21 protein-coding genes are annotated in these 20,824 nt (G+C 64.0%); 10 read left to right on the forward strand and 11 right to left on the reverse strand.

The features are described 5' to 3' along the window. Positions 1-93: 93 nt before the first annotated feature. Together MTHMO_RS00300 and MTHMO_RS00305 are read left to right on the forward strand one after the other, a co-directional pair. On the forward strand, positions 94-1,215 hold the full coding sequence (locus tag MTHMO_RS00300) for a carbohydrate kinase family protein (protein WP_202213008.1): 1,122 nt from the start codon (positions 94-96) through the stop codon (positions 1,213-1,215). A 103-nt stretch (positions 1,216-1,318) separates the two neighbouring features. Next, complete coding sequence (locus MTHMO_RS00305; protein ID WP_202213009.1) at positions 1,319-1,597, forward strand: hypothetical protein; 279 nt, start codon at positions 1,319-1,321, stop codon at positions 1,595-1,597. Between the two features lie 65 nt (positions 1,598-1,662). Here MTHMO_RS00305 and MTHMO_RS11070 read toward each other — a convergent pair whose 3' ends face one another. The 3 genes from MTHMO_RS11070 to MTHMO_RS00315 all read right to left on the reverse strand — a co-directional run bounded on the left by MTHMO_RS11070 (position 1,663) and on the right by MTHMO_RS00315 (position 3,661). Further along, positions 1,663-1,788 (reverse strand): hypothetical protein, encoded by a 126-nt coding sequence (locus MTHMO_RS11070; RefSeq protein ID WP_255535290.1) that lies wholly within the window; start codon positions 1,786-1,788, stop codon positions 1,663-1,665. A 171-nt stretch (positions 1,789-1,959) separates the two neighbouring features. Further along, complete coding sequence (locus MTHMO_RS00310; protein ID WP_202213010.1) at positions 1,960-2,967, reverse strand: hypothetical protein; 1,008 nt, start codon at positions 2,965-2,967, stop codon at positions 1,960-1,962. 49 nt (positions 2,968-3,016) lie between these two features. Further along, positions 3,017-3,661: a hypothetical protein gene (locus tag MTHMO_RS00315; RefSeq protein WP_202213011.1), complete on the reverse strand. Its 645-nt coding sequence runs from the start codon at positions 3,659-3,661 to the stop codon at positions 3,017-3,019. A gap of 134 nt (positions 3,662-3,795) precedes the next feature. Here MTHMO_RS00315 and MTHMO_RS00320 point away from each other — a divergent pair, with 134 nt between their 5' ends. Continuing rightward, positions 3,796-5,415: an IS1634 family transposase gene (locus MTHMO_RS00320; protein WP_202213012.1), complete on the forward strand. Its 1,620-nt coding sequence runs from the start codon at positions 3,796-3,798 to the stop codon at positions 5,413-5,415. A 45-nt stretch (positions 5,416-5,460) separates the two neighbouring features. Here the strand turns inward: MTHMO_RS00320 and MTHMO_RS00325 are convergent, their stop codons facing one another. From MTHMO_RS00325 to MTHMO_RS00350, 6 genes are all read right to left on the reverse strand, one after another. Next, on the reverse strand, positions 5,461-5,844 hold the full coding sequence (locus MTHMO_RS00325; RefSeq protein WP_202213013.1) for a hypothetical protein: 384 nt from the start codon (positions 5,842-5,844) through the stop codon (positions 5,461-5,463). Positions 5,845-5,894: 50 nt separating this feature from the next. Then, positions 5,895-6,902, reverse strand: coding sequence for a hypothetical protein (locus MTHMO_RS00330; protein WP_202213014.1), 1,008 nt, complete (start codon positions 6,900-6,902; stop codon positions 5,895-5,897). 49 nt (positions 6,903-6,951) lie between these two features. Beyond that, positions 6,952-7,959 (reverse strand): hypothetical protein, encoded by a 1,008-nt coding sequence (locus tag MTHMO_RS00335; RefSeq protein ID WP_202213015.1) that lies wholly within the window; start codon positions 7,957-7,959, stop codon positions 6,952-6,954. 20 nt (positions 7,960-7,979) lie between these two features. Further along, positions 7,980-9,365: a hypothetical protein gene (locus MTHMO_RS00340; RefSeq protein WP_202213016.1), complete on the reverse strand. Its 1,386-nt coding sequence runs from the start codon at positions 9,363-9,365 to the stop codon at positions 7,980-7,982. Between the two features lie 111 nt (positions 9,366-9,476). Beyond that, complete coding sequence (locus MTHMO_RS00345; RefSeq protein ID WP_202213017.1) at positions 9,477-10,478, reverse strand: hypothetical protein; 1,002 nt, start codon at positions 10,476-10,478, stop codon at positions 9,477-9,479. A gap of 728 nt (positions 10,479-11,206) precedes the next feature. Further along, on the reverse strand, positions 11,207-12,001 hold the full coding sequence (locus MTHMO_RS00350) for a thymidylate synthase (protein WP_202213018.1): 795 nt from the start codon (positions 11,999-12,001) through the stop codon (positions 11,207-11,209). A 29-nt stretch (positions 12,002-12,030) separates the two neighbouring features. On the opposite strand from MTHMO_RS00350, the gene mutS reads away from it, so the two are divergent. After that, the gene (gene mutS / locus MTHMO_RS00355) at positions 12,031-14,595 is read left to right on the forward strand and encodes a DNA mismatch repair protein MutS (RefSeq protein WP_202213019.1); all 2,565 of its coding nucleotides are present in this window, start codon (positions 12,031-12,033) and stop codon (positions 14,593-14,595) included. Positions 14,596-14,664: 69 nt separating this feature from the next. After that, positions 14,665-15,090, forward strand: coding sequence for a phosphoribosyl-AMP cyclohydrolase (gene hisI, locus MTHMO_RS00360; protein WP_202213020.1), 426 nt, complete (start codon positions 14,665-14,667; stop codon positions 15,088-15,090). A 27-nt stretch (positions 15,091-15,117) separates the two neighbouring features. Here the strand turns inward: hisI and MTHMO_RS00365 are convergent, their stop codons facing one another. Both MTHMO_RS00365 and MTHMO_RS00370 read right to left on the reverse strand, forming a co-directional pair. Beyond that, positions 15,118-16,230, reverse strand: coding sequence for an acyl-CoA reductase (locus tag MTHMO_RS00365; RefSeq protein WP_202213021.1), 1,113 nt, complete (start codon positions 16,228-16,230; stop codon positions 15,118-15,120). Further along, positions 16,227-17,309 carry an acyl-protein synthetase gene (locus MTHMO_RS00370; protein WP_202213022.1) on the reverse strand — a complete coding sequence of 361 codons (1,083 nt, stop codon included), beginning with the start codon at positions 17,307-17,309 and terminating at the stop codon, positions 16,227-16,229. The genes MTHMO_RS00365 and MTHMO_RS00370 overlap by 4 nt, the downstream gene beginning before the upstream one ends. A gap of 55 nt (positions 17,310-17,364) precedes the next feature. On the opposite strand from MTHMO_RS00370, the gene MTHMO_RS00375 reads away from it, so the two are divergent. Genes MTHMO_RS00375 through MTHMO_RS00395 form a run of 5 tightly spaced genes read left to right on the forward strand, consistent with a single transcriptional unit; the run spans position 17,365 to position 20,817 of the window. Further along, positions 17,365-17,682, forward strand: coding sequence for a polymer-forming cytoskeletal protein (locus MTHMO_RS00375; RefSeq protein WP_202213024.1), 318 nt, complete (start codon positions 17,365-17,367; stop codon positions 17,680-17,682). After that, on the forward strand, positions 17,679-18,455 hold the full coding sequence (locus MTHMO_RS00380; protein WP_202213025.1) for a polymer-forming cytoskeletal protein: 777 nt from the start codon (positions 17,679-17,681) through the stop codon (positions 18,453-18,455). Before MTHMO_RS00375 ends, MTHMO_RS00380 begins: the two co-directional genes overlap by 4 nt. A 55-nt stretch (positions 18,456-18,510) precedes the next feature. Further along, on the forward strand, positions 18,511-19,197 hold the full coding sequence (locus MTHMO_RS00385; RefSeq protein WP_202213026.1) for a hypothetical protein: 687 nt from the start codon (positions 18,511-18,513) through the stop codon (positions 19,195-19,197). Then, positions 19,133-19,666, forward strand: coding sequence for a hypothetical protein (locus tag MTHMO_RS00390; RefSeq protein WP_202213027.1), 534 nt, complete (start codon positions 19,133-19,135; stop codon positions 19,664-19,666). Before MTHMO_RS00385 ends, MTHMO_RS00390 begins: the two co-directional genes overlap by 65 nt. Then, entirely contained in the window at positions 19,663-20,817 is a 1,155-nt protein-coding gene (locus MTHMO_RS00395) for a VIT1/CCC1 transporter family protein (RefSeq protein WP_202213028.1), read from the forward strand. The genes MTHMO_RS00390 and MTHMO_RS00395 overlap by 4 nt, the downstream gene beginning before the upstream one ends. Positions 20,818-20,824 lie beyond the last annotated feature (7 nt).

Here is a 20,824-nt window from a genome sequence, read left to right on the forward strand (position 1 = left end):
GCCCATAGGTTCCGACGACGCCCGACCATAGGCTCGTTTCCTTGCGGCGCGGCATTGTCAAGAGGTCGGCAAGTGCGTATAGGAGAATGCGCCATGGCCGAGCGGCGCCTCGCCCGACAGACCGGAGAACAGCTCCTCGGCTCTCGGGCCCAACTGCTCAAGCGGGTTTGCCTGTCGGGATTCGACGGCTTGGTGGAGGAGTCCTTCCGCGTGGTGGGCCATCGCCGTTCCCCGGAGCAGTACTCCGTCCTTGCTTCGGTTCGCGAGTTTCTGGTCCGTTTGCAGTCCGAGGACGATGCGGGAGCGGATCGGGTTTTCGAGCTGGTCGAGGGGCGTCCCCGCATGGCGGGGAGCGCTCCCTGGTTTTCCTCGGCGCTCGGCGCGCTGGGGGTGCAGGTCCACTTCGTCGGCGCCTGCGGAAAGCCGGGGTGCATGCATCGGGCTTTTGCCGAGCTCGAAAAGCGCGCTCGCGTTTATCCGGTGGCTGCCCCCGCTTATGAGCGGGTCTTGGAGTTCGGCGACGAGCGCATCTCTTTCGTGGATTATCGTCCCTGGGGGGAGATCACCTGGGAGCTGGTAGAGGAGCGCGTCGGAAAAGCCGCGCTGCGCGACCTCTGGGCGAAGGCCCATCTGGCCGCATTCCCCAACTGGTCACGGCTCACGCATCTCTCGCTCCTCTGGAGACGGCTCCTTTCCGAGCTCTGCCCCACCTCCGGGGCGCCGCGGAAGCTGCTCCTCTTCGACCTGGGGGACCTTCGCCATTCCACCGACGCCGACGTCCTGTCGGCGATCAAGATCCTTCAGGAGTTCCAGGCATGCCATGACGTGGTCCTGAGCTTGAACGCTCGGGAAAGCCAGACGGTCGCCCGCGTGCTCCGCCTGCCGAGAATCGGCCTCGATTTTGCCGGCGCGCCTTCCGCGGCGGCCGCCCTCCGGGAGAAAATCGGAATCTCCACGGTGGTCATCCACTGTCCGCTCTACGCAGCCGCCGCCGACGGAGAGGGCGAGGAGGGGCTCGAATGCGCGCATACGGCCAAGCCGAGGACCGTTCTCCAAGCAGGCGACCATTTCAACGCCGGATTTTCCGCCGGCCGTCTCCTCGGCTGGCGGGCGCGCTACTGCCTGCAGCTCGGAATCGCCTGCGCCGGCTTCTATGTCCGGCACGCGGTGAGTCCTAGTCGCGAGGAGCTCGTCCGCTTCCTGCGGGCGCTCTGAGCGCGACGGCCTCTCCGCCGGATTGCCCTCCCCCAGATTCTTTGGCAGGGCACGGGCCCGCGCGCGGACATCCGGAGAGAGAGAGGAGGAGGGGAAAAAGAGCATGGTTCCAAGCGCATGGGTCGAGCCGTTTGCCCTGGGAGCAGTTCTTGCTGGCGGCGGCGCCGCCGTCGATTTCCGCGGAGCCTCGTCCGGCAAGTCCACCAGCGGCGCTTCGGCGAAGAAGAAAAACTGGACGCCCCCTGCGCACAAGATTTTTGCCCAACTGCTCGCAAGCGACTCAACCGGCACCTCTCTCGCCCGAAAGCTCGTACTGGTGAGAAATGGGGGCTATGGTCGCTCTCCGCCGGAAAAACGGTCGTCGCATTGTCTTGGTTTTTAGGATTCCCGAGACAATCGCTCCCCATGCCGCATCCGACCGCCGCCGCATCGTGGCAAACTCTGGTACTAAGGCCGACAGGCTGCTAGCTCCCGCGCAATCTCCCGAATCCCCTTGCCCTGCCGCCTCATCACCCGAATCACCATCACCGCCATCTGGTCCAACATCCGCAGCCTCCCAGCTGCCAATTTCACCCAAATGGGTCAGTTTCCCTCCGGCGATCCGGGTCAGTTTTGCATCGGCGGTGACACGGAAGGCGACGTCCGCAACGGGAAAGAAATCCGCCTCGGGCGCATTCGAGCAGGAGTCGGGTCATCGTCTTGGGCTCCTCCCACGCCAAGGGCAACGTCGCTGCCTCACCCCTTTCAATCACCCGAATGTCCGGAGAAGCCCGCCGCAGCGTAGATCTGCTTGGTAAGCGTGTAGACGGCATCGTGCATTTTCTGATCATGCAAGGCCCGGGCAAGGTCGTTGAGTGCATAGAGCACCTGACTTTGTGGGGAAAAGGCGATAGCGATCGGCCGGACCGGAGGAAAAATGGCGATGGCGGGCTCGAGATTGGGTCCTTTGGCAAATTGGGCGATCTCTTCCCAAAACCAGCTGGGCATCGCGGAAAGCTTCCAAGCAGGTTTATCCGCTATAGGTACACCACCTTCTGCGAACCAAATGTCTCGTAAAACCCCGAGGAACTCCTTTGCCGACCACCAGTTCTCGAGGACCTGATGGAGCTTTTCCGGCCCCCAGCGGGTGAAGAGCTCGTAATCTTCTTTTAGTTCCCTGGCATTCTCCTCGTCGTATTGGCTTTCGGGCAGCTGGTTGGCACGAATCGCTTGCGCGTCCTGTAAATCCTGAAGCTCATAGGTGGCCTCCCGCTGCTCCGGAGTCAGATGCGCGAGCCACCAGGCGTCCCATGCGGCTTCCTCGGTATCGAGAATCTGCTCCTGTTCTTCGTCAGGGAGATCCAAAAATTGCGGGGGGACATCCTTTTGGCTTTGTCCTCGAAGCCTCAAGAGCGCATCGAGGATCGGAATGGGAAGGGTGGCGAGCTTTCGCTCCAGCTTGCGGATCTCTGTGCGGACAACGAATTTCCCCTCTTCGGTATGCCTATCGGTGTGCGGAGTCGACCAGCGGTAGGCCTGATCCATCGCCCACCGTCCTTCGGGAGTCTGAAGGGTTTCGGCAAAGAGCTGCGGGTCGACCGTCTGCAAAAAAGAAAAGGTTGCGGGCATCCGCAAGGTGGTGAGCTTTTGGATCAAGGCTTGGGCCTCGGGAGAGAGGGGAGCGGATGGTTTGTCCTCTGCAACGGCCACGGCGGCAGTCAACCAGAGGGAAAGAAATCCGCCTCGGGCGCATTCGAGCAGGAGTCGGGTCATCGTCTTGGGCTCCTCCCACGCCAAGGGCAACGTCGCTGCCTCACCCCTTTCAATCACCCGAATGTCCGGAGAAGCCCGCCGCAGCGTAGATCTGCTTGGTAAGCGTGTAGACGGCATCGTGCATTTTCTGATCATGCAAGGCCCGGGCAAGGTCGTTGAGTGCATAGAGCACCTGACTTTGTGGGGAAAAGGCGATAGCGATCGGCCGGACCGGAGGAAAAATGGCGATGGCGGGCTCGAGATTGGGTCCTTTGGCAAATTGGGCGATCTCTTCCCAAAACCAGCTGGGCATCGCGGAAAGCTTCCAAGCAGGTTTATCCGCTATAGGTACACCACCTTCTGCGAACCAAATGTCTCGTAAAACCCCGAGGAACTCCTTTGCCGACCACCAGTTCTCGAGGACCTGATGGAGCTTTTCCGGCCCCCAGCGGGTGAAGAGCTCGTAATCTTCTTTTAGTTCCCTGACATCATCCTCGGCGTATTGGCTTTCGGGCAGCTGGTTGGCACGAATCGCTTGCGCGTTCTGTAAATCCTGAAGCTCATAGGTGGCCTCCCGCTGCTCCGGAGTCAGATGCGCGAGCCACCAGGCGTCCCATGCGGCTTCCTCGGTATCGAGAATCTGCTCCTGTTCTTCGTCAGGGAGATCCAAAAATTGCGGGGGGACATCCTTTTGGCTTTGTCCTCGAAGCCTCACCCATCTTCCGCACAATTTTGAGGATTGTTTCGGCAGATGAAGGACTTACGCAAAATAATGTAGGACGTGTAATGCGAATACAATGTGAATAACATTTGTTTGCATAAGCATCATGCTCTTGGCATATTGTAGGCATGTACGTGCAAGAGGTGCGCACTTGCCAGAGGGGCAAAGTCTACCGATCCGTTCTTGTCCGGGAGTCGTATCGGGTGGGCAAGCAGGTCAAGACGAGGATCCTGTCCAATCTGACCCGGATGCCGGTGGAGGTCCAGCAGGCGGTCCGAGCGCTGCTGCAGGGGAAGAAGCTGGTGCCCCTGGACGGACTGGAAGGGCAGGAAGCTCTGGATTACGGAGGAATCGCGGTCCTCGAGCAAGCGTGGCAGCGATTTGGACTCGATCAGGTTCTTTCCGGGGTGGGTTCGGAGCGGAAGGGGCGGCTTTTGAAAGCGATGATCTTTGGACGGATTCTCTTTCCCTCTTCCAAGCTCGCCCTTCGGGAGGAAGCAGGCGGGACGCTTTTGGCTAAGGTATGCGGGCTGGAGGAGAAGGACCTGGAAGAAGACGATCTCTACCGGGCGATGGATGGGCTCAACGGCGTTTGGAGCGGGATCGAGAAGAAGCTTTACCGGGAAGCCCAACCAGAGGGAGCGAGCTTGGTGCTCTATGACCTTTCGAGTGTCTACTTCGAGGGGACGGCCCCGAGGGGATTGGCGCAGTACGGCTACAGCCGGGATCACCGGCAAGATCGGCGGCAGGTGCTTCTTGCGGTCGCCACCGATGCCCGGGGGATCCCGATCCATGTGGAGGTCCTGCGGGGGAACCGGGCGGACAGCACGACGCTGACGGGGCTCTTGGTGACTCTCAGACGCCGACTCGGGATCCGAGAGGCTACCTTCGTCTTCGATGGCGGGATGAAGAGCCGGTGGAATCTGGAGATGCTCACCGGCATGGAGCTTGAGTACGTGACCCGATCAACTGGGACCAAGCTCCAGGAGATCGTTCGGCGACTTCCCAAAGATCGGCAGCTCTGGCTGACGGATCGAACCCGGGTGATGGAGATCGAGCACCAAGGGGTTCGCTACGTCGTTGCCGGAGGGGAGTGGCGCGCGATGCGCGATCGGGAGCGGCGGCAGAGCCGCATCGCCCGAGGAGAGGAAGAGCTGCGCCAGATTGCCAAGGCAACGCGCAAGGGGGCAGACCCAGTCGAGCTCGGCAGCCGGATCGGCCGGGCGCTCCAGCGGATCCAGGCCCATAAGTACTTTCAGTATGGAGTCGACGCCAAGGGCCGGTTCTGGTGGAAGCTTGACCAAGAGCGGGTCAAAGAAGAAGAGGCGATCGACGGCTGGTATCTTTTGGAGACCAACCTCCCGTCCGCCAAGGCTTCTCCTCAGGAGGTGCTGACCCACTACAAGCGGCTCGCAGAGGTCGAGGCCGCTTTTTCAGAACTCAAGAGCTACCTCGAAGTCCGTCCGGTCTATCATTGGCGGCCCGATCGGGTCCGCAACCACGTGAGAATCTGCTTCTTGGCTTTCTGGATGAATGCCCGCCTCAGGACCGAATGGGTGGCCAAAGGGTTTACCGAAGAGGTGCCCAAGGTGCTCCGCCGCCTTCAGGCGATCCGCTTGATCCGGCTTGCCCCAAACGGACGGCCTTTGATCGGGTTCTTCTCCAAGATCCCCGCCGACATCAACCCACTGCTCCAAAAGCTCGACCTCCTCCCCCTCTTTGCTCGCCCGCCCAAATGGGCCATGTAGGCAGAACGAAAAAGTCTTAACGTTCTGCTACAATCACTTGCGACACTACACAGCGGAAGTTCGGCTCAAGAGCGCATCGAGGATCGGAATGGGAAGGGTGGCGAGCTTTCGCTCCAGCTTGCGGATCTCTGTGCCGATAACGAATTTCCCCTCTTCGGTATGCCTATCGGTGGGAGTCGACCAGCGGTAGGCCTGATCCATCGCCCACCGTCCTTCGGGAGTCTGAAGGCTTTCGGCAAAGAGCTGCGGGTCGACCGTCTGCAAAAAAGAAAAGGTTGCGGGCATCCGCAAGGTGGTGAGCTTTTGGATCAAGGCTTGGGCCTCGGGAGAGAGGGGAGCGGATGGTTTGTCCTCTGCAACGGCCACGGCGGCAGTCAACCAGAGGGAAAGAAGTACGCCTCGGGCGCATTCGAGCAGGAGTCGGGTCATCGTCTTGGGCTCCTCCCACGCCAAGGGCAACGTCGCTGCGGAATCCTCTTTCAATCACCCGAATGTCCGGAGAAGCCCGCCGCAGCGTAGATCTGCTTGGTAAGCGTGTAGACGGCATCGTGCATTTTCTGATCATGCAAGGCCCGGGCAAGGTCGTTGAGTGCATAGAGCACCTCACTTTGTGGGGAAAAGGCGATAGCGATCGGCAGAACCGGAGGAAAAATGGCGATGGCGCGCTCGAGATTGGGTCCTTTGGCAAATTGGGCGATCTCTTCCCAAAACCAGCTGGGCATCGCGGAAAGCTTCCAAGCAGGTTTATCCGCTAAAGGTGCACCACCTTCTGCGAACCAAACGTATCGCAAAACCCCGAGGAACTCCTTTGCCGACCACCAGTTCTCGAGGACCTGATGGAGCTTTTCCGGACCCCAGCGGGTGAAGAGCTCGTAATCTTCTTTTAGTTCCCTGGCATTCTCCTCGTCGTATTGGCTTTCGGGCAGCTGTCGGGCACGAATCGCTTGCGCGTTCTGTAAATCCTGAAGCTCATAGGTGGCCTCCCGCTGCTCCGGAGTCAGATGCGCGAGCCACCAGGCGTCCCAGACGGCTTCCTCGGTATCGAGAATCTGCTCCCGCTCTTCCTCAGGGAGATCCGAAAATTGCGGGGGGACATCCTTTTCGCTTTGTCCTCGAAGCCTCAAGAGCGCATCGAGGATCGGAATGGGAAGGGTGGCGAGCTTTCGCTCCAGCTTGCGGATCTCTGTGCGGACAACGAATTTCCCCTCTTCGGTATGCCTATCGGTGTGCGGAGTCGACCAGCGGTAGGCCTGAGCCATCGCCCACCGTCCTTCGGGAGTCTGAAGGGTTTCGGCAAAGAGCTGCGGGTCGACCGTCTGCAAAAAAGAGAAGGTTGCGGGCATCCGGAGGGTGGTAAGCCTTTCGATCAAGGCTTGGGCCTCGGGAGAGAGGGGAGCGGATGGTTTGTCCTCTGCAACGGCCACGGCGGCAGTCAACCAGAGGGAAAGAAATCCGCCTCGGGCGCATTCGAGCAGGAGTCGGGTCATCGTCTTGGGCTCCTCCCACGCCAAGGGCAACGTCGTTGCCTCACCCCTTTCAATCACCCGAATGTCCGGAGAAGCCCGCCGCAGCGTAGATCTGCTTGGTAAGCGTGTAGACGGCATCGTGCATTTTCTGATCATGCAAGGCCCGGGCAAGGTCGTTGAGTGCATAGAGCACCTGACTTTGTGGGGAAATGGTGATAGCGATCGGCCGGACCGGAGGAAAAAGGGCGATGGCGCGCTCGAGATTGGGTCCTTTGGCAAATTGGGCGATCTCTTCCCAAAACCAGCTGGGCATCGCGGAAAGCTTCCAAGCAGGTTTATCCGCTAAAGGTGCACCACCTTCTGCGAACCAAATGTCTTGTAAAACCCCGAGGAACTCCTTTGCCGACCACCAGTTCTCGAGGACCTGATGGAGCTTTTCCGGCCCCCAGCGGGTGAAGAGCTCGTGATCTTCTTTTAGTTCCCTGACATCATCCTCGGCGTATTGGCTTTCGGGCAGCTGGTTGGCACGAATCGCTTGCGCGTACCGTAAATCCTGAAGCTCATAGGTGGCCTCCCGCTGCTCCGGAGTCAGATGCGCGAGCCACCAGGCGTCCCATGCGGCTTCCTCGGTATCGAGAATCTGCTCCCGCTCTTCCTCAGGGAGATCCGAAAATTGCGGGGGGACATCCTTTTCGCTTTGTCCTCGAAGCCTCAAGAGCGCATCGAGGATCGGAATGGGAAGGGTGGCGAGCTTTCGCTCCAGCTTGCGGATCTCTGTGCGGACAACGAATTTCCCCTCTTCGGTATGCCTATCGGTGTGCGGAGTCGACCAGCGGTAGGCCTGATCCATCGCCCACCGTCCTTCGGGAGTCTGAAGGGTTTCGGCAAAGAGCTGCGGGTCGACCGTCTGCAAAAAAGAAAAGGTTGCGGGCATCCGCAAGGTGGTGAGCTTTTGGATCAAGGCTTGGGCCTCGGGAGAGAGGGGAGCGGATGGTTTGTCCTCTGCAACGGCCACGGCGGCAGTCAACCAGAGGGAAAGAAATCCGCCAAGCCATTGGTGACGGAAAATGGTCTTCATGGTTTCTTCTCCTTGTCCTCCTATGGACCTTGCGGCACCGAGCTTGCCCTGCGATTGACCGCCTCGGAAAGAGAGTGGTCGATCGGTTTTCCCGACAAGGGGTCGTAGGGCGTGCGACCCGGATCGAGCGCAATGTTCGCAGCTGCTTGCTGGTTGCGTTGGGACACAATTGCCTGCACCTGCTGGGGAGTCAAATGGGGAATGGGTGGCGCCGGTTGCCCTGGTTGCGCCGGTGGCGAAAAATATCCCAAGCCCAGTTCGGCCAAAAAACCTTGGGGGGTGATGGCACTCTGTACAATGGCAACCGAAGGGATGTGATAGATGTTCTCCAATAGGTAGTTGAGTCCGGGATAGATCTCGTTCGGCTTGCTCGTTGTCGCAATCCGCTCATTGGGGAGGAATCCCATGTGGGAGACTCCCCCAATGACAATGGTTCGGGCGTTCGGCTTGGTGACCTGGGCCGCAAACGCGGCAATGCTCAGGTTTCGATCCTTCATTCCCCGTGGGGACGCCAAAAACCTCATCAATTCAGCGTCTGTGACTGGCCGGCTGGGGGAATTCACGATTAGGTTCCCGTTCTGGTCCAGTCCGATATTCCGGTCGAGGTCGCCTCCGATTACCTTGTATCCTGTCTTGTAGAAGTGGCGCCAGAGGCGAAACATTTGCATCTGTGCTCGGAGACCATCGATGGCCTCTGGATCCACGCCGTTCGCCATCGCGAACGCTTGCGCCGCGCTGCGGGTCAGTGAGTCAACCTTTTGAAGGATTACCGCATACCTCTTTATGAGGTTGCTGTGTTTTTTTCGATCCCGATTCCCATTCGGATCGTCCGGCGCGTACCCAGAGGCAAGCTCGGCCATGTTCTGGTAGCTCGGATCTTTCAGAAACCGGTCGAGCTGCTTCTGCTTGGCGGCGGGATACTCGAGGATCACGTTTCGGAATCCGTGGGTATAGGCTGAGTCGGCGAACCTTTCTTCGGCCTGCATCTGCTCGGGAGTGAAATGAAATTCTCCAAGGCCGACGCACTGGATGCCCGCCTTGTCGAGGGCGGCCCAATTGCTCTTGTCGGCCTGGGTGATCGGGTTTTGCCCGGGAGGCAAGGGGGAGATCGGCGCGCCGGCGGGGGCCGCGGTTTGTCCCGGGCCTGACGAAGAGCTTTGGAGAGCGGTTGCCGCGGCGGCGGCCGCCGCCGCTGTGCCCATCTGGGTGCCTATCGCCGCTCCTTCCGCAGCCGTGCTCTCGGCCGTCTGGGCCGCCGCCTGCGGCGCGGCCTGGTCGGTTCCCTCGGGATTGGCGGGAGAAGGAGCGCAGGGGTCGCCGCAGGGGGGAGCGGTCAGAGCGGCGGGGGCCTCCCCATTGGGGGCGGCTTCCGGAGGGGCGACGCAAACCTGCCCATAGCTCCTCAAGCCCCCCGCGAAGGCCAAAGGACGGTCGCCCGCAGCAGGAGGCCAGAACGGCAAAAGGCCTTTGGTCTCATGGCCGGGTTGCTCCCTGGGAGGCTTGGGTTCGGAAGGATTTTACCGGGGTCGGGGGCTCTTGCCTTTCAATTGCTCGATTTGCGCCCTTTGGCAGAGGAAGGCATCGATCCACCGGTTACGTTCCCGGGCGAGCTCCCGGTAGTAGGCTACAAAGCAGGACTCGGCGTCCTGCGGCTCGAGCGCTCGGACGGGGGCGAGGATCCGCCCGGCCCAGTCGGTCTGGGCAGCATAACCCGGCGAGGCGACGGTCCAGCGCAAAAGGGCGGAAGCGGTTTCCGGCGCGAGCATCGGCCTCGGAGAGGAGAAGAGCTCCGGCTCGGTGGCCCGAAGCCACTCTTGGGCTCGGGCGGCGATCGCCGGCCGCGGGGCGCCGGGAACTCCCCAGGTGGCGTAGTAACGGAAGCGGAGCTCATTCCAGTTTTGGTCAAAGCTCGCCTCCAAGGGCCGCAGGCAGCGGTTGCCCGCGAGGCGCAGGGCCAAGCCGTCGCCCTCGCGAAGGGCCAGGATCTCTGCGGCGACAAAGCCGCAGTTCCATTCGAGAAGGGAGGGGGCGGCCAGGAGAATCTTCCATTGGCCGTCGACGACCCGGGCCCGCTCGACCCGCCAGCGAAAGACGAAGGGGTCGCCCGCCCTCAGCAGCCGGTGCTTGTGCTGCACATCGTGGTGGCAGCCCGGCGGGAGGTAGGCATCGAAGAGGAGATCCGACCAGATGCGGGCGACCGGCTCGGGCATTTCTTTGGGGAGGGGGAGCCGGAGCGCCGGCACCACATAGAGGTCGATCCGGGAGCGGACGACCGCCCGGTAGTCGATCGCCACTCCCCCGGGGAGACGCTCGTAGCCGATGGGCTCAAGGGAGTCGATCGTCACCGGCCGCATGAGGTGGCGTTGCAAGCAGGCGCGCGCGGCGGAAACGGGCGGGAGCTCCCTGCGCTCGACCTCGGGATCGAGCCGCCGGGCTTCCCGAAGCCCCGGGTCTCCTTCCCGGAGCCAGTGGAGGAGCTCTCTGCGCCAGCGGGCATAGTCGGCGCGCAGCCGAGCCAAGGAGTGGGGCTCGTCATCGGCCAAGGAAGCGGGAACGGCGACCGCTTGGGGAGGGGTTGCCGGCCGCTTCCGCTCCTTCGCCCGAGGATGGAGCGCCAGCAGGGCGGCGGCCAGCAGGGAAAGGGGTGACCAGGAGGGCGGCGCCGGTGGGCTTCCGCGGCCCGCCTAGGCCGCTCGGCGGCCGGACGGGCCGGGAGTCGCCTTCCCCTTGTTGTGGCTGAAAATAGGACCTCTCGGAACACTCCGTCTCTTCCCGCTCCGGAAAAACGACCGCGCGCATGGCTCCTTCCTCCCTTGCGATCCTTCTTTCCCGCGGCCCGCGGGACGTGCCGGTGCCCGCCGAAGCCGAGGTTTCGGGCTCCTTACCGGGAAGGAAACTAGCAGGGTCGCCGGGAGAAGGGGCAAGCGGTTTTTCGGTTACATTTTGGTGACGATTTCTTCAGATTTTCCGTTAAGGAAAGGCCGCTCTTCCCGGAGGCCGTGAACCCTGGCCGGGACAGGCGGGGCCGCGGCCGGCGCCCGGCGCGGGTTCGGTCGCGTTAAGGGCTAGCGGCCATTTCTCACAAATTTCGTAGCCGAGGCGCTACAAATGGGCTTGGGTGCGAGGCGGGCGCAGGTTTTCCACCGGAGCTGTATGAAGACATACTGCGAGGATGGAAAACCAAGCGGGAGCCAAGCAGACGAGCCCGTTTTGCAAGCCGTAGGAGAAAGCTTGTGAGAAATGGCCGCTAGACCGCGACCGGGGCGGGAATGGACGGGTGGGGATCGTAATCGCGGAGGGCGATGTCTTCGTAGCGGATCTCTTCCAGCGAGCGGACCTTGGGGTCGATCTCCACGCGGGGAAGGGGCCTCGGGGAGCGGGAGAGCTGGATGCGGGCCTGCTCCAAATGGTTGGCGTAGAGGTGGACGTCGCCGAAGGTGTGGATGAATTCCTTCGGCCGCAGCCCGCAGACGTGGGCGATGAGGAGGGTAAGGAGGGAGTAGGAGGCGATGTTGAAGGGGACTCCGAGGAAAAGATCGGCGCTCCGTTGATAAAGCTGGCAGGAGAGGAGGCCCTCCTGCACATAGAATTGAAAAAGGACATGGCAGGGAGGAAGCGCCATCTGCCCGAGCTCGGCGGGATTCCACGCGGTGACCAGAAGACGCCGGCTGAACGGATCGCGGCGGATCTGCTCCAGGAGATTCCGGATCTGATCGACGACGGCCCCGTCCGGCCCGCGCCAGCCGCGCCATTGCGCTCCGTAGATCCGTCCCAGGTTTCCTTCGGCATCGGCCCATTCGTCCCAGATCGTGACCCCGTTCGCCCGGAGGCTCGCCACGTTGGTTTCCCCCCGGAGGAACCAGAGAAGTTCATGGACGACCGACTTCCAATGGATTTTCTTGGTGGTCAGCAGCGGGAAGCCGGCGGTTAGGTCGAACCGGAGCTGGGCGCCGAAAAGAGAATAGGTGCCGGTTCCCGTGCGATCGGGGCGGTAGCGGCCCTCGCACAGGACGGTCTTGAGCAGTTCGAGGTAATTTTTCACGCCGGACCGGGCTCGACTGTAGGAGAAGAATGAAGTCGCCACAATCCTCACCCGAAGGCAAGGCTCCGGCCGAAACGCCGATGATGGCGCAGTACCGCGAACGGAAGGCGGAGCTGCCCGCCGACGTGCTGCTCCTCTTCCGGCTGGGGGACTTCTACGAGCTCTTCGGGGAGGACGCCCAGACGGGGGCGGCTCTCCTCGGGCTCGCTCTTACCCACCGGCAGGGCGTGCCCATGTGCGGCATCCCGGTCGACTCGGCCGACGGCTACATCGCCCGGCTGGTGCAGGCGGGCCGGCGGGTGGCGGTCTGCGACCAGGTGGAGACCCCGAAGCCGGGCAAGCTCGTCCGGCGGGAGATCACGCGGGTCGTCAGCCCGGGAAGCCTGCTCGACCCCGCCTCGCTCCGCTCGAAGGAAAATAACTTCTGTCTGGCTCTGGTTGCCGGCCGCGGTCGCTTCGGGGTGGCCGCCCTCGACCTGGGGACGGGCGAGTTCCGCGCGGGGGAGCTGGGCGGCGAGGCGGAGCTGGCCGACCTGCTCTGCCGGCTTCGGCCCAGCGAGATCGTGATCCCGGAAGAGGCGGCGGATTCCCGGCGGGCGCAGGCTCGCAGCGGGGAACTCCGGGCGCTGTTGGAAGCCTGCGGCCGGTCGGCTCTGACCGAGCACACGAAATGGGCCTTTTCCCCGGAGCAGGCCTCCGGCCTTTTGCTCGCCCACTTCGGAACGAAGTCTCTCGCGGCTTTCGACCTCACCGAGGCCTCGCCGGCCCTTTCGGCGGCCGGCGGCCTTTTCCACTACCTGCGGGAGGAGCTGCGGCAGGACCTCTCCCATGTCCGGGACATCCGCCCGATCCGTCGCTCCGATCTGCTCGTCCTGGATGCCGTGGCCCAGCGCACCTTGGAGCTCCTCTCCGCCGCCGGCCGGGGGAAAAGCCTTCTGGAGGCCATCGATCGGACGCTCACCCCCGGAGGGGGGAGGCTCTTGCGGCAGTGGCTCTGCGAACCCCTCCGCGACCGGTCGCAGATCGAGGCGCGGCAGGAGGCGATCGCCTACTGGATGGAAGAGGATCGGCGGCGGTGGGAGCTCCGGGAGCTTCTGGCCAACGTCCGGGATTTGGAGCGGCTGCTGGCGAGGGTCGCGCAGGGATCGGCCACGCCTCGGGAGATCGGAGCGATCAAGGAATCCCTCAAGCCGCTCGCGCGGATCCGGGAGCTTCTGCCGCGTTCCTGCCGGTGGGAGCGCTGGCGGGGAAATCTGGAGCCGCAGGACGATCTGGTCGCCGAGATCGAGCGGGCGCTGGTGGAGGATCTTCCTCCCTCGTGGCGGGACGGGGGGATCTTCCGGCCGGGTTTCGATCCCGCCCTCGACGCGCTGCGCGAGGCGGCGGAGAAGGGCAAGCAATGGCTGCTCGCCTTCGAGCGGAGCGAACGGGAGCGGACCGGCCTCCGCTCGCTCAAGCTCCGCTACCATCCGGTCTTCGGCTACCTCCTGGAAGTGGCCCGCGGCCAGCTCTCCCAGGTCCCTGCGGACTACGTCCGCCGGCAGACCTTGGCGAACGCGGAACGGTTCACCCGGCCGGAGCTCCAGGCGATGGAAGAGAAGATCCTCGGGGCGGAAGGGCGGGCCCGCGAATACGAGAAGGAGCTCTTTGAGGCTCTCCGGCGGAGGCTTTGCGAGCGGCTCCCCGTGCTCCAGAGGGCGGCACGGGCCGTGAACGAGATCGACGTTGTGGCGGCGTTGGCCGAGCTCGCCCGGGAAAGGCAGTATGTTCGCCCGGAGATGGTGGACGACCCGGTCGTCGAAATCGCCGGCGGCCGCCACCCGGTCGTCGAGCAGGCTCTGGTCGGAGAGCGGTTCGTTCCCAACGACACCTATCTCGACGGCCGCCGCGCCCGGCTGGCGATTCTCACGGGGCCGAACATGGCCGGCAAAAGCACCTATCTGCGGCAGATCGCGCTCATCTGTCTGCTCGCCCATATCGGCTCCTTCGTGCCCGCGACGCGGGCGAGGATCGGAGTCCTCGACCGGATCTTCACCAGAATCGGCGCGAGCGACGATCTGGCGAGCGGCCAGAGCACCTTTCTGGTCGAAATGCAGGAGACCGCCAACCTGCTCCGCCACGCCACCGAAAGGAGCCTGGTGATCCTCGACGAGGTGGGCCGGGGGACGAGCACCTTCGACGGGCTCTCCATCGCTTGGGCGGTTGCCGAGGAGCTCTGCGACCGGAACCGCTGCCTCACCCTCTTTGCCACGCACTACCACGAGCTGGCCGAGCTGGCGAACACCCGGAGCGCGGTGCGCAATCTCTCGATGGCGGTCCGGGAGATCGACGGGCGGGCGGTCTACCTGCGCAAGGTCGTCGAAGGAGTGATCGACAAGAGCTACGGGCTCCAGGTGGCGCGGCTGGCGGGCTTGCCCGAGCGGACGATCCGGCGGGCGGCCGAAGTGCTCTCCGGGCTTGAAGCCGAGGAGGAAGATCCGGCGAGCCGGGCGATGGAGGTCCGCCGCCGGCGGCGCCGGGAGGAGGCCGAAGAACTCCCGCTCTTTCCCGGCTGGGATCGGCCGGACGCCGGGGAGGGGGATCGCGCCGGCTGAAGCCGGCGCCGGCTCCGCGCGGCTTTGGCGTTGACCCGGTCCGCGTCCGATGCGACCATCCTTTCCTTCATGAGCGCCGGATCGGAGATCGAGCAGAGCAGCCGGCTCGAGCCGCGGTTCGACCCGGCCGGGACCATCCCTTGCATCACCGTGGATGCCGAGACCGGGGAAGTCCTCATGGTCGCCTACATGAACCGGGAGGCGCTCGACCGGACGATCGCCACGGGCTTGGCGACCTATTACAGCCGCTCGCGCGGGAAGCTCTGGGTGAAAGGGGAGGAGTCGGGCTTCGTCCAGCAGGTTCGAGAGATCCGGGTCGACTGCGATCAGGATTGCCTCTTGCTCAAGGTTTCCGTGAAGGGCGGGGCCTCCTGCCACGTCGGCTACCGGAGCTGCTTCTACCGGCGGCTTAAGCCGGGAAGCGCGGAGGAGCTCGAGTTCACCGAGTCCCAAAAGGTTTTCGATCCGGAGAAGGTTTACCGGCGCAGCTCCTGAAACGCGGAGCGCTCCGGGCCGGACCCGTTATCCGCCGGGGCCGCTCCGGCGGCGGGGAGCCGGCGGCAGGCCCGGCCCTTCCCAGTCGACCCAACGGACCAGATCGGCCAGCGGGGTCCTTCCGTCGTGATGCCAGAGCGGGGAAGGATGCTGCATCCTTCCCGCCGGGCAGAAGCGGCTGGCTCCGAGACGGCAAAAGAGCTTGCGGACGGCGGCGGGGAGCGGACCGGCGATCCCGATCGTAGAGAGGTGGCCGGCGAGGGGAGCCAGCCAATGCTCGAGCCGGGCTTCCGGGACCGCGTCCAGGTAGAGGACCCGGTGTCCGCAGGAGGGTTGGAATTGCGGAAGATCGCGGACCACCAGCGTCCACTGGAGCCTTTCTCCGTCATCCCAGACGGGCCAGCCGAGCGCGCGCGCGACCGTTCGCGCTTCGCGGATCCGGGCCGCTTCCCAGGCGCTGCGGCGGACGGGATGGTCCTGCGCTTCGCGGGAAAGCGCGCGGACCAGCAGTTCGGTCAGGGGGGAGAGGGCGGTCGCCGGGTCTAGGAGGAGGCACTGCGGAGAGAGGCAGCCGGCTTGGTCGTATGCGCCCACGTCTCGGGCGACGGCCTCGGCCAGGGCGGGCGTCGGGCGGCCGATCCTGCCGGCCCAGAGCAGGCTCGCGCGGTGTCCGTAGCCGACAAAAATCCGGTCGTCGCGGCACCGCGACCGGAAGTGGCGGATCGTTTGGTCCCGCCCGAAGACCACCACGGCGTCGGCCGCGGCAAAGAAGTCCTCCGAATACGCCGGAAGGATCCGCGCCTTTTTCCGGAGTGCCGGCGGGAGGGCGGCGCGGAACCGGAAGAGAGCGCCCCGCTGCTCCTTGGGGCACTGGAGAAGGTTGTCCGATCCGAGGAGCAGGCCCTCCAAAAGGGATCGCCAGCCCGAAACGGGAAGAGTGCTCGCGAGCACGTGGTAGATGCGTCGGGGCGGGATCGCGCGGCTCCAGCCGGAGCCGTGGCGGACGAAGCCGTCGAGGGCTTCTATGCTCCCCAGGGCCGCGGCGAGGAGCGAGCGGAGATCCTCCGGACCCGAGATCCCCAGCTCGGGGAAGAGGCGGCAGACGGGCGCCAATCGCTCGATCCGGTCCGCGGCCGTCATTGCGCGCGAAGCTCTTCGGCGGTAAGGGAGCACCCTCGCAGCGGAACGGAGGCGGACCGGCCGAGGAGGCGGAAGCTGTTCCGGGCGGCGATCGCTTCGTCGCGAGTCTCGACCGCCAGCACCGAATCGACGTTGGCGAGGTCGATCCAGGCAACCAAGCCCTTGCTTCCGGTCCGGCACTCCCGGCCGGTCCGCGGGTCGAGAATCCGGACACGCGTCCAGGGCGGAACCCGGTGGATCCCCCCGACACCGCGGGCGTAGGCTTGGCTCGAAAGCTCGGTCATCCCGTATTCGCTCCAGATCTCCTCTGCCGGGATGCCGAAGGCGCTTTCCAGGGCCCGATAGAACTCGCGTTTGGGAAGTTCCCGCGTCCGGCCCTTAAAGCCGCCGGTTTCCAAGAGGAAGCTCCCCCGGGGGAGGGGCAGGGTCGTTCCTCGGCAGCTCTCCAGAAGCGGGATGAACGCGAAGGCGGTTCCGCAAAGCCCGACGGGCCGCCCTTGACCGATCGCCTCCTCCAGGGCGGAGAGCAAGCCGGTCCGGTCGAGCAGGCCGTCGCGAATCCAAAAGCGGGACGGGCGGGGGTTGGCTTCCGCCCAGAACCCGAACATCGCGGAAAGAGACGAATGGGGGGCCTCTTCCGGAGAGGGAGCAAGAAAGTGGAGGTCGACCGCCTCCCAGGGGACCCCCGCCCGTCTGGCTCCTTCGGTGCTCACAATCCGATAGAGATCGGTGTCGAGGAGGAAGTGGCGCCCGCGATTTCCACTGGTCGTTCCGCTCGTTTCGAAGACTTTTTGCGGAGGCCGGGGCGCATGGGCGAATACAGAGGCCTGCTTGAAAAGCTCCTGAGGCAAAAAAGGAATTTCCCGCCAATCTCCGGAGCGATCGCTCTGGGCCTCGAGCAGCCGCCGTAGCGGCGCAACTTCCTTCGCCTGGGCTCGGCAGAGGGCGAGCGCAAGGCGCCCGAATCGTTTCTCGTCGTTCTCGCCGAGCTTCAGGAGAAGATCTCCCCAGCGTCTTCGGCCTTCCGGGCCGCCGAGAAGCTCCCGGAGCGAAACCGGCGTGCTTTTCTCTTTTGCCATTCTTCGTCTCCTGGGCGATCATATCAGCGCATTTGCCCTACGGAGCGGGGAAAATTTGTTTCCGAATCTGTTTCCAAGCAACGCAGCGAACCGGTTTGCGGGCTCGGACGGCGAAGAGAAGGTCAGCCTGATGCCCGGTTGCGAGCTCCAGGGCGAGCTTTTCACCCAGCGGGACGGCTGGGTCGGAGGGAAGTTTTCCGGCACTCTGGTGGTGGGCGGGCGGCTCGTCGTGGCCGGGTCGGCCGAAGTGCAGGGGGTGGTGGTTGCCGGCAGCATCGACGTCGAGCCGGGTGCCCGGGTGCAGGGCATCTGCTTTGTCGGCCCTCAGGGCATTGAAGAATGGAAGCGGTATCGGGAAGCGAAGGTCGCATGACCTGCGGGAACGGCCCGAGGGATCGGAAGAAGATCCGCTGCCCGCATTGCGGTGGGGAGCAGTGGGAGGCGCCTGCGGCCCTCTCGACGATCTGCCGCCGGTGCCAGGAATACATTTCCCTCGTGCCGAAGCGGGAGAGCGGCTTCGAGCGCAAAGGTCGGCCCGCGCGGGACCGGTTCGTCCGCTGCCCGTTTTGCGGGGCGGGCCAATGGGTCTACGCGTCCGCCCGCTCATCGGGATGCATCGCCTGCGGGAGCGACCTGAACTTGGTCGATTACCAAGTGCACGGGAGGGCCAGAGAGCCGCTGAAGACTCTCGGGGATGTCGAATTCCATCCGGGCTGCGACTATCGTGGGCCGCGAGTGGAGGCGCGCCAAGTGCGGATCAGCGGCCGGATCGTGGCGGAGGTGCGGGGGAGCGCGGCCGTGCAGTTTCGGAAAGAAGGAGATGTCAAGGGAGGGGTCGTCGCCCCGGACGTGGAGGTCTGCTCCCGGTCGAGCGCCTCCGCGGCCGCTATCGTCACCTGCGTCCTGCGGGTGGCCGGTCGGCTGGAAAGCGATCGGATCGTGGCGCTGTGCAGCTTGGAGGTGAGGGACGGAGGCATCCTCCGCGCCGGGCGGATCTTGGCTCCGCGACTTCGCGTGATCGGGCGTGCCTCTCTTCTTGGAAGGATCGAGGTTCTCCCTCTGCCCGAGCCGCCGGAGGTCTCCCTCCCCGCCTTGGAAGCGGTGGCCAGGCGGATCGTTCCGGAGGAACCTCTTTTCGGGTGGTAAAAACTCCCTTCCGGTTGCGGTCGGTGGGGCGATCTCGTATGGTGGAAGGCCGTTTATGCTGCAGCCACTCCTCCCTTGGCCACGTATCCTGAAGGCCTGCTTCTGGTTTTTGGCCATCGGCACGCCGGCGGTCCACGCCTACTTCCTACCGGAGCGCCCTCCACCTGCCATTCCCGGAGCCCAGCTTCCGGAAACGGACGAGGAGGAGCGAGCGGCACGGGATCGGGATTTGGGCATGCGCATCTACCGGGAAGCGATCTACAGCGCGGGCATGGATACGGGAAGTCTTCCGGGGGGCGGCACCTTTTCCGGCGCGGCGGCCGTTGCCTTCGTGTTGAACCGGGTTCTCGGCGCCCCGCCGGTCAGCCCCTATCTCTCGGATCTTGAGCACTGGCTGGAAGGAAATGGAAAGCGGATTGCGGACATGCGCCAATTGCGTCCGGGCGACATCATCCTTTCGCCCCATTCGCTGACCATTGCGGGCCAGGCGGGAATCCTCGGCAGAAAAATCAGCAACTATCCCGATTTCGAGATCTATGCGAACTGGGCGCAGAACCATCTTTTTGTGCCGAGCTGGTCTCTGCGGAAGTGGAAGGAGTATTTCGAGAGCCGGCTCGGGCTCGATTTGGTTTTTTTTCGCGTGACGCGCAGCCCGGAGAAGGATGGAGGTGAACCCCATGAGAGCCTGGATCGTCGTCGCCGCCCTCTTATCGGTCTTCTGCCGGCAAGCCCTAGCCGATGAGTCGCCCGTTCTTTTGCCCAACACGACGCCCCGGTTGGCGCGCTACTTGCAGCAGCTGCCGGTAAAGGCGCAGCAGGAGATCGCCCGGCGCTTGCGCGCCGAGCTTACCTACGACCTGATCGGGAGCGGAGCCGTTCCGGACGCGCCGGGAAGGACGATCGTGGAGATCGAGCTGGTGACCGAATCGAGCTGCGGAGTTCTGGTCTTCGAGACGACGGCGACCGACGCCCGGTTTCTCTTCCTCGACGATCTGCCTTATCGCATTCCGGATCGCTTCCGGCTCACCGATGCGGAAAAGCGGACGATCGCCCTGGTGTTCGCACAATACGAAAAGGCCGAGTTCAAGGATAGGGATTGGGCGCGCATGTGGTTTTCCCGGCCTTCCTTGATGACTCCGTGGCAGGTGCAGGCCTATCGCGAATTGGGCATGCTACCGCGGGAATTCGGTCGACTAGGATACGGTCCGTGAAGAGCGGAAAGCGGGACGACGCCGCCCTGCTGCGGAAATACTGGCTCGCCGAGAAGAGGAGCGCGGAGGCCTATCGGGATCTGGCCGAAGCCGAGCCCGTCGACCGCCGTCGGGAGATCTTCCTGCGCTTGGCGGAGACCGAGGAGAGACATGCGGCTCGATGGGAGGAGGAGTTGCGGGCGCGGGGAGTTCCCCCTCCGAGCCTGCCGGGCGGCTGGCGGCGCTGGTGGCGGCGCTGGTGGCGGCGGGCGGTCGGTCCGGCCCTGATCATCGGGAAGCTGGAAAGAGCCGAAGATCGGCAAGAGCAGGAGTATCTGAGGCGGCGGAAGGAGGGATTGATCCCCCAGGCGCTCGACGCCGCCTTCCGGGAGATGGCGGCCGAAGAGCGCTCTCATGCCCAAGTCTTGCAGGCGCTCGGAGGGGCCAATCCCCCGAAGAGCGTCGCGGGAAAGATTCTCGCCCGGGAGCGTTGGCATAAGCGCGGCGGCGGATGGGTGGCCGATGCGATCTACGGCGTGAACGACGGCCTGGGCGCGGTCTTCGGCATCGTATCCGGGGTCGCAAGCGCCACCGAGAACCAGACCCACTATGTGCTTCTCTCCGGGTTGGCGGGCATGCTCGCGTCGGCGCTGTCCATGGGAGCGGGCGCCTATCTGGCCGCCAAGAGCGAGCGGGAAGTCTACGAGGCGGAGATGGCCCGGGAAGCCGAGGAGGTGGCGCAAAACCCCGAGGAAGAAAAACAAGAGATGGCGCTCTTTTATGAGCTCCAAGGATTCGACCGCGAGGAGGCGCGGGCGATGTCGGAAAAGCTTTTTTCCCGCCCGGAGCAGTTTCTGGCGGTGATGTCCCGCTCGGAGCTCGGGCTTGCCGAAGAGTCGTTCCCCCGCCCGTTGACCGCTTGCCTATCCGCATCGATTTCCACGGGGATCGGCGCCTTGGTTCCTCTCCTTCCGTTTTTCTTTTTGGGCGGCGTCCAGGCGATTTCGCTCTCCTTCGGGATCAGCCTGGCGGCCCATTTCCTCGTCGGCGCCGCCAAGTCCTTGATCACGACCCGATCCTGGTGGTCTTCCGGGCTCGAGATGACCATGGTCGGCGTTCTGGAGGCGATCGCGACCTACGGGCTCGGCTTCCTCTTCCGGGTTCCGATGTAGGCTCTCG

The organism is Methylacidimicrobium sp. AP8, from assembly GCF_903064525.1.
Classification (GTDB): Bacteria; Verrucomicrobiota; Verrucomicrobiia; order Methylacidiphilales; family Methylacidiphilaceae; genus Methylacidimicrobium.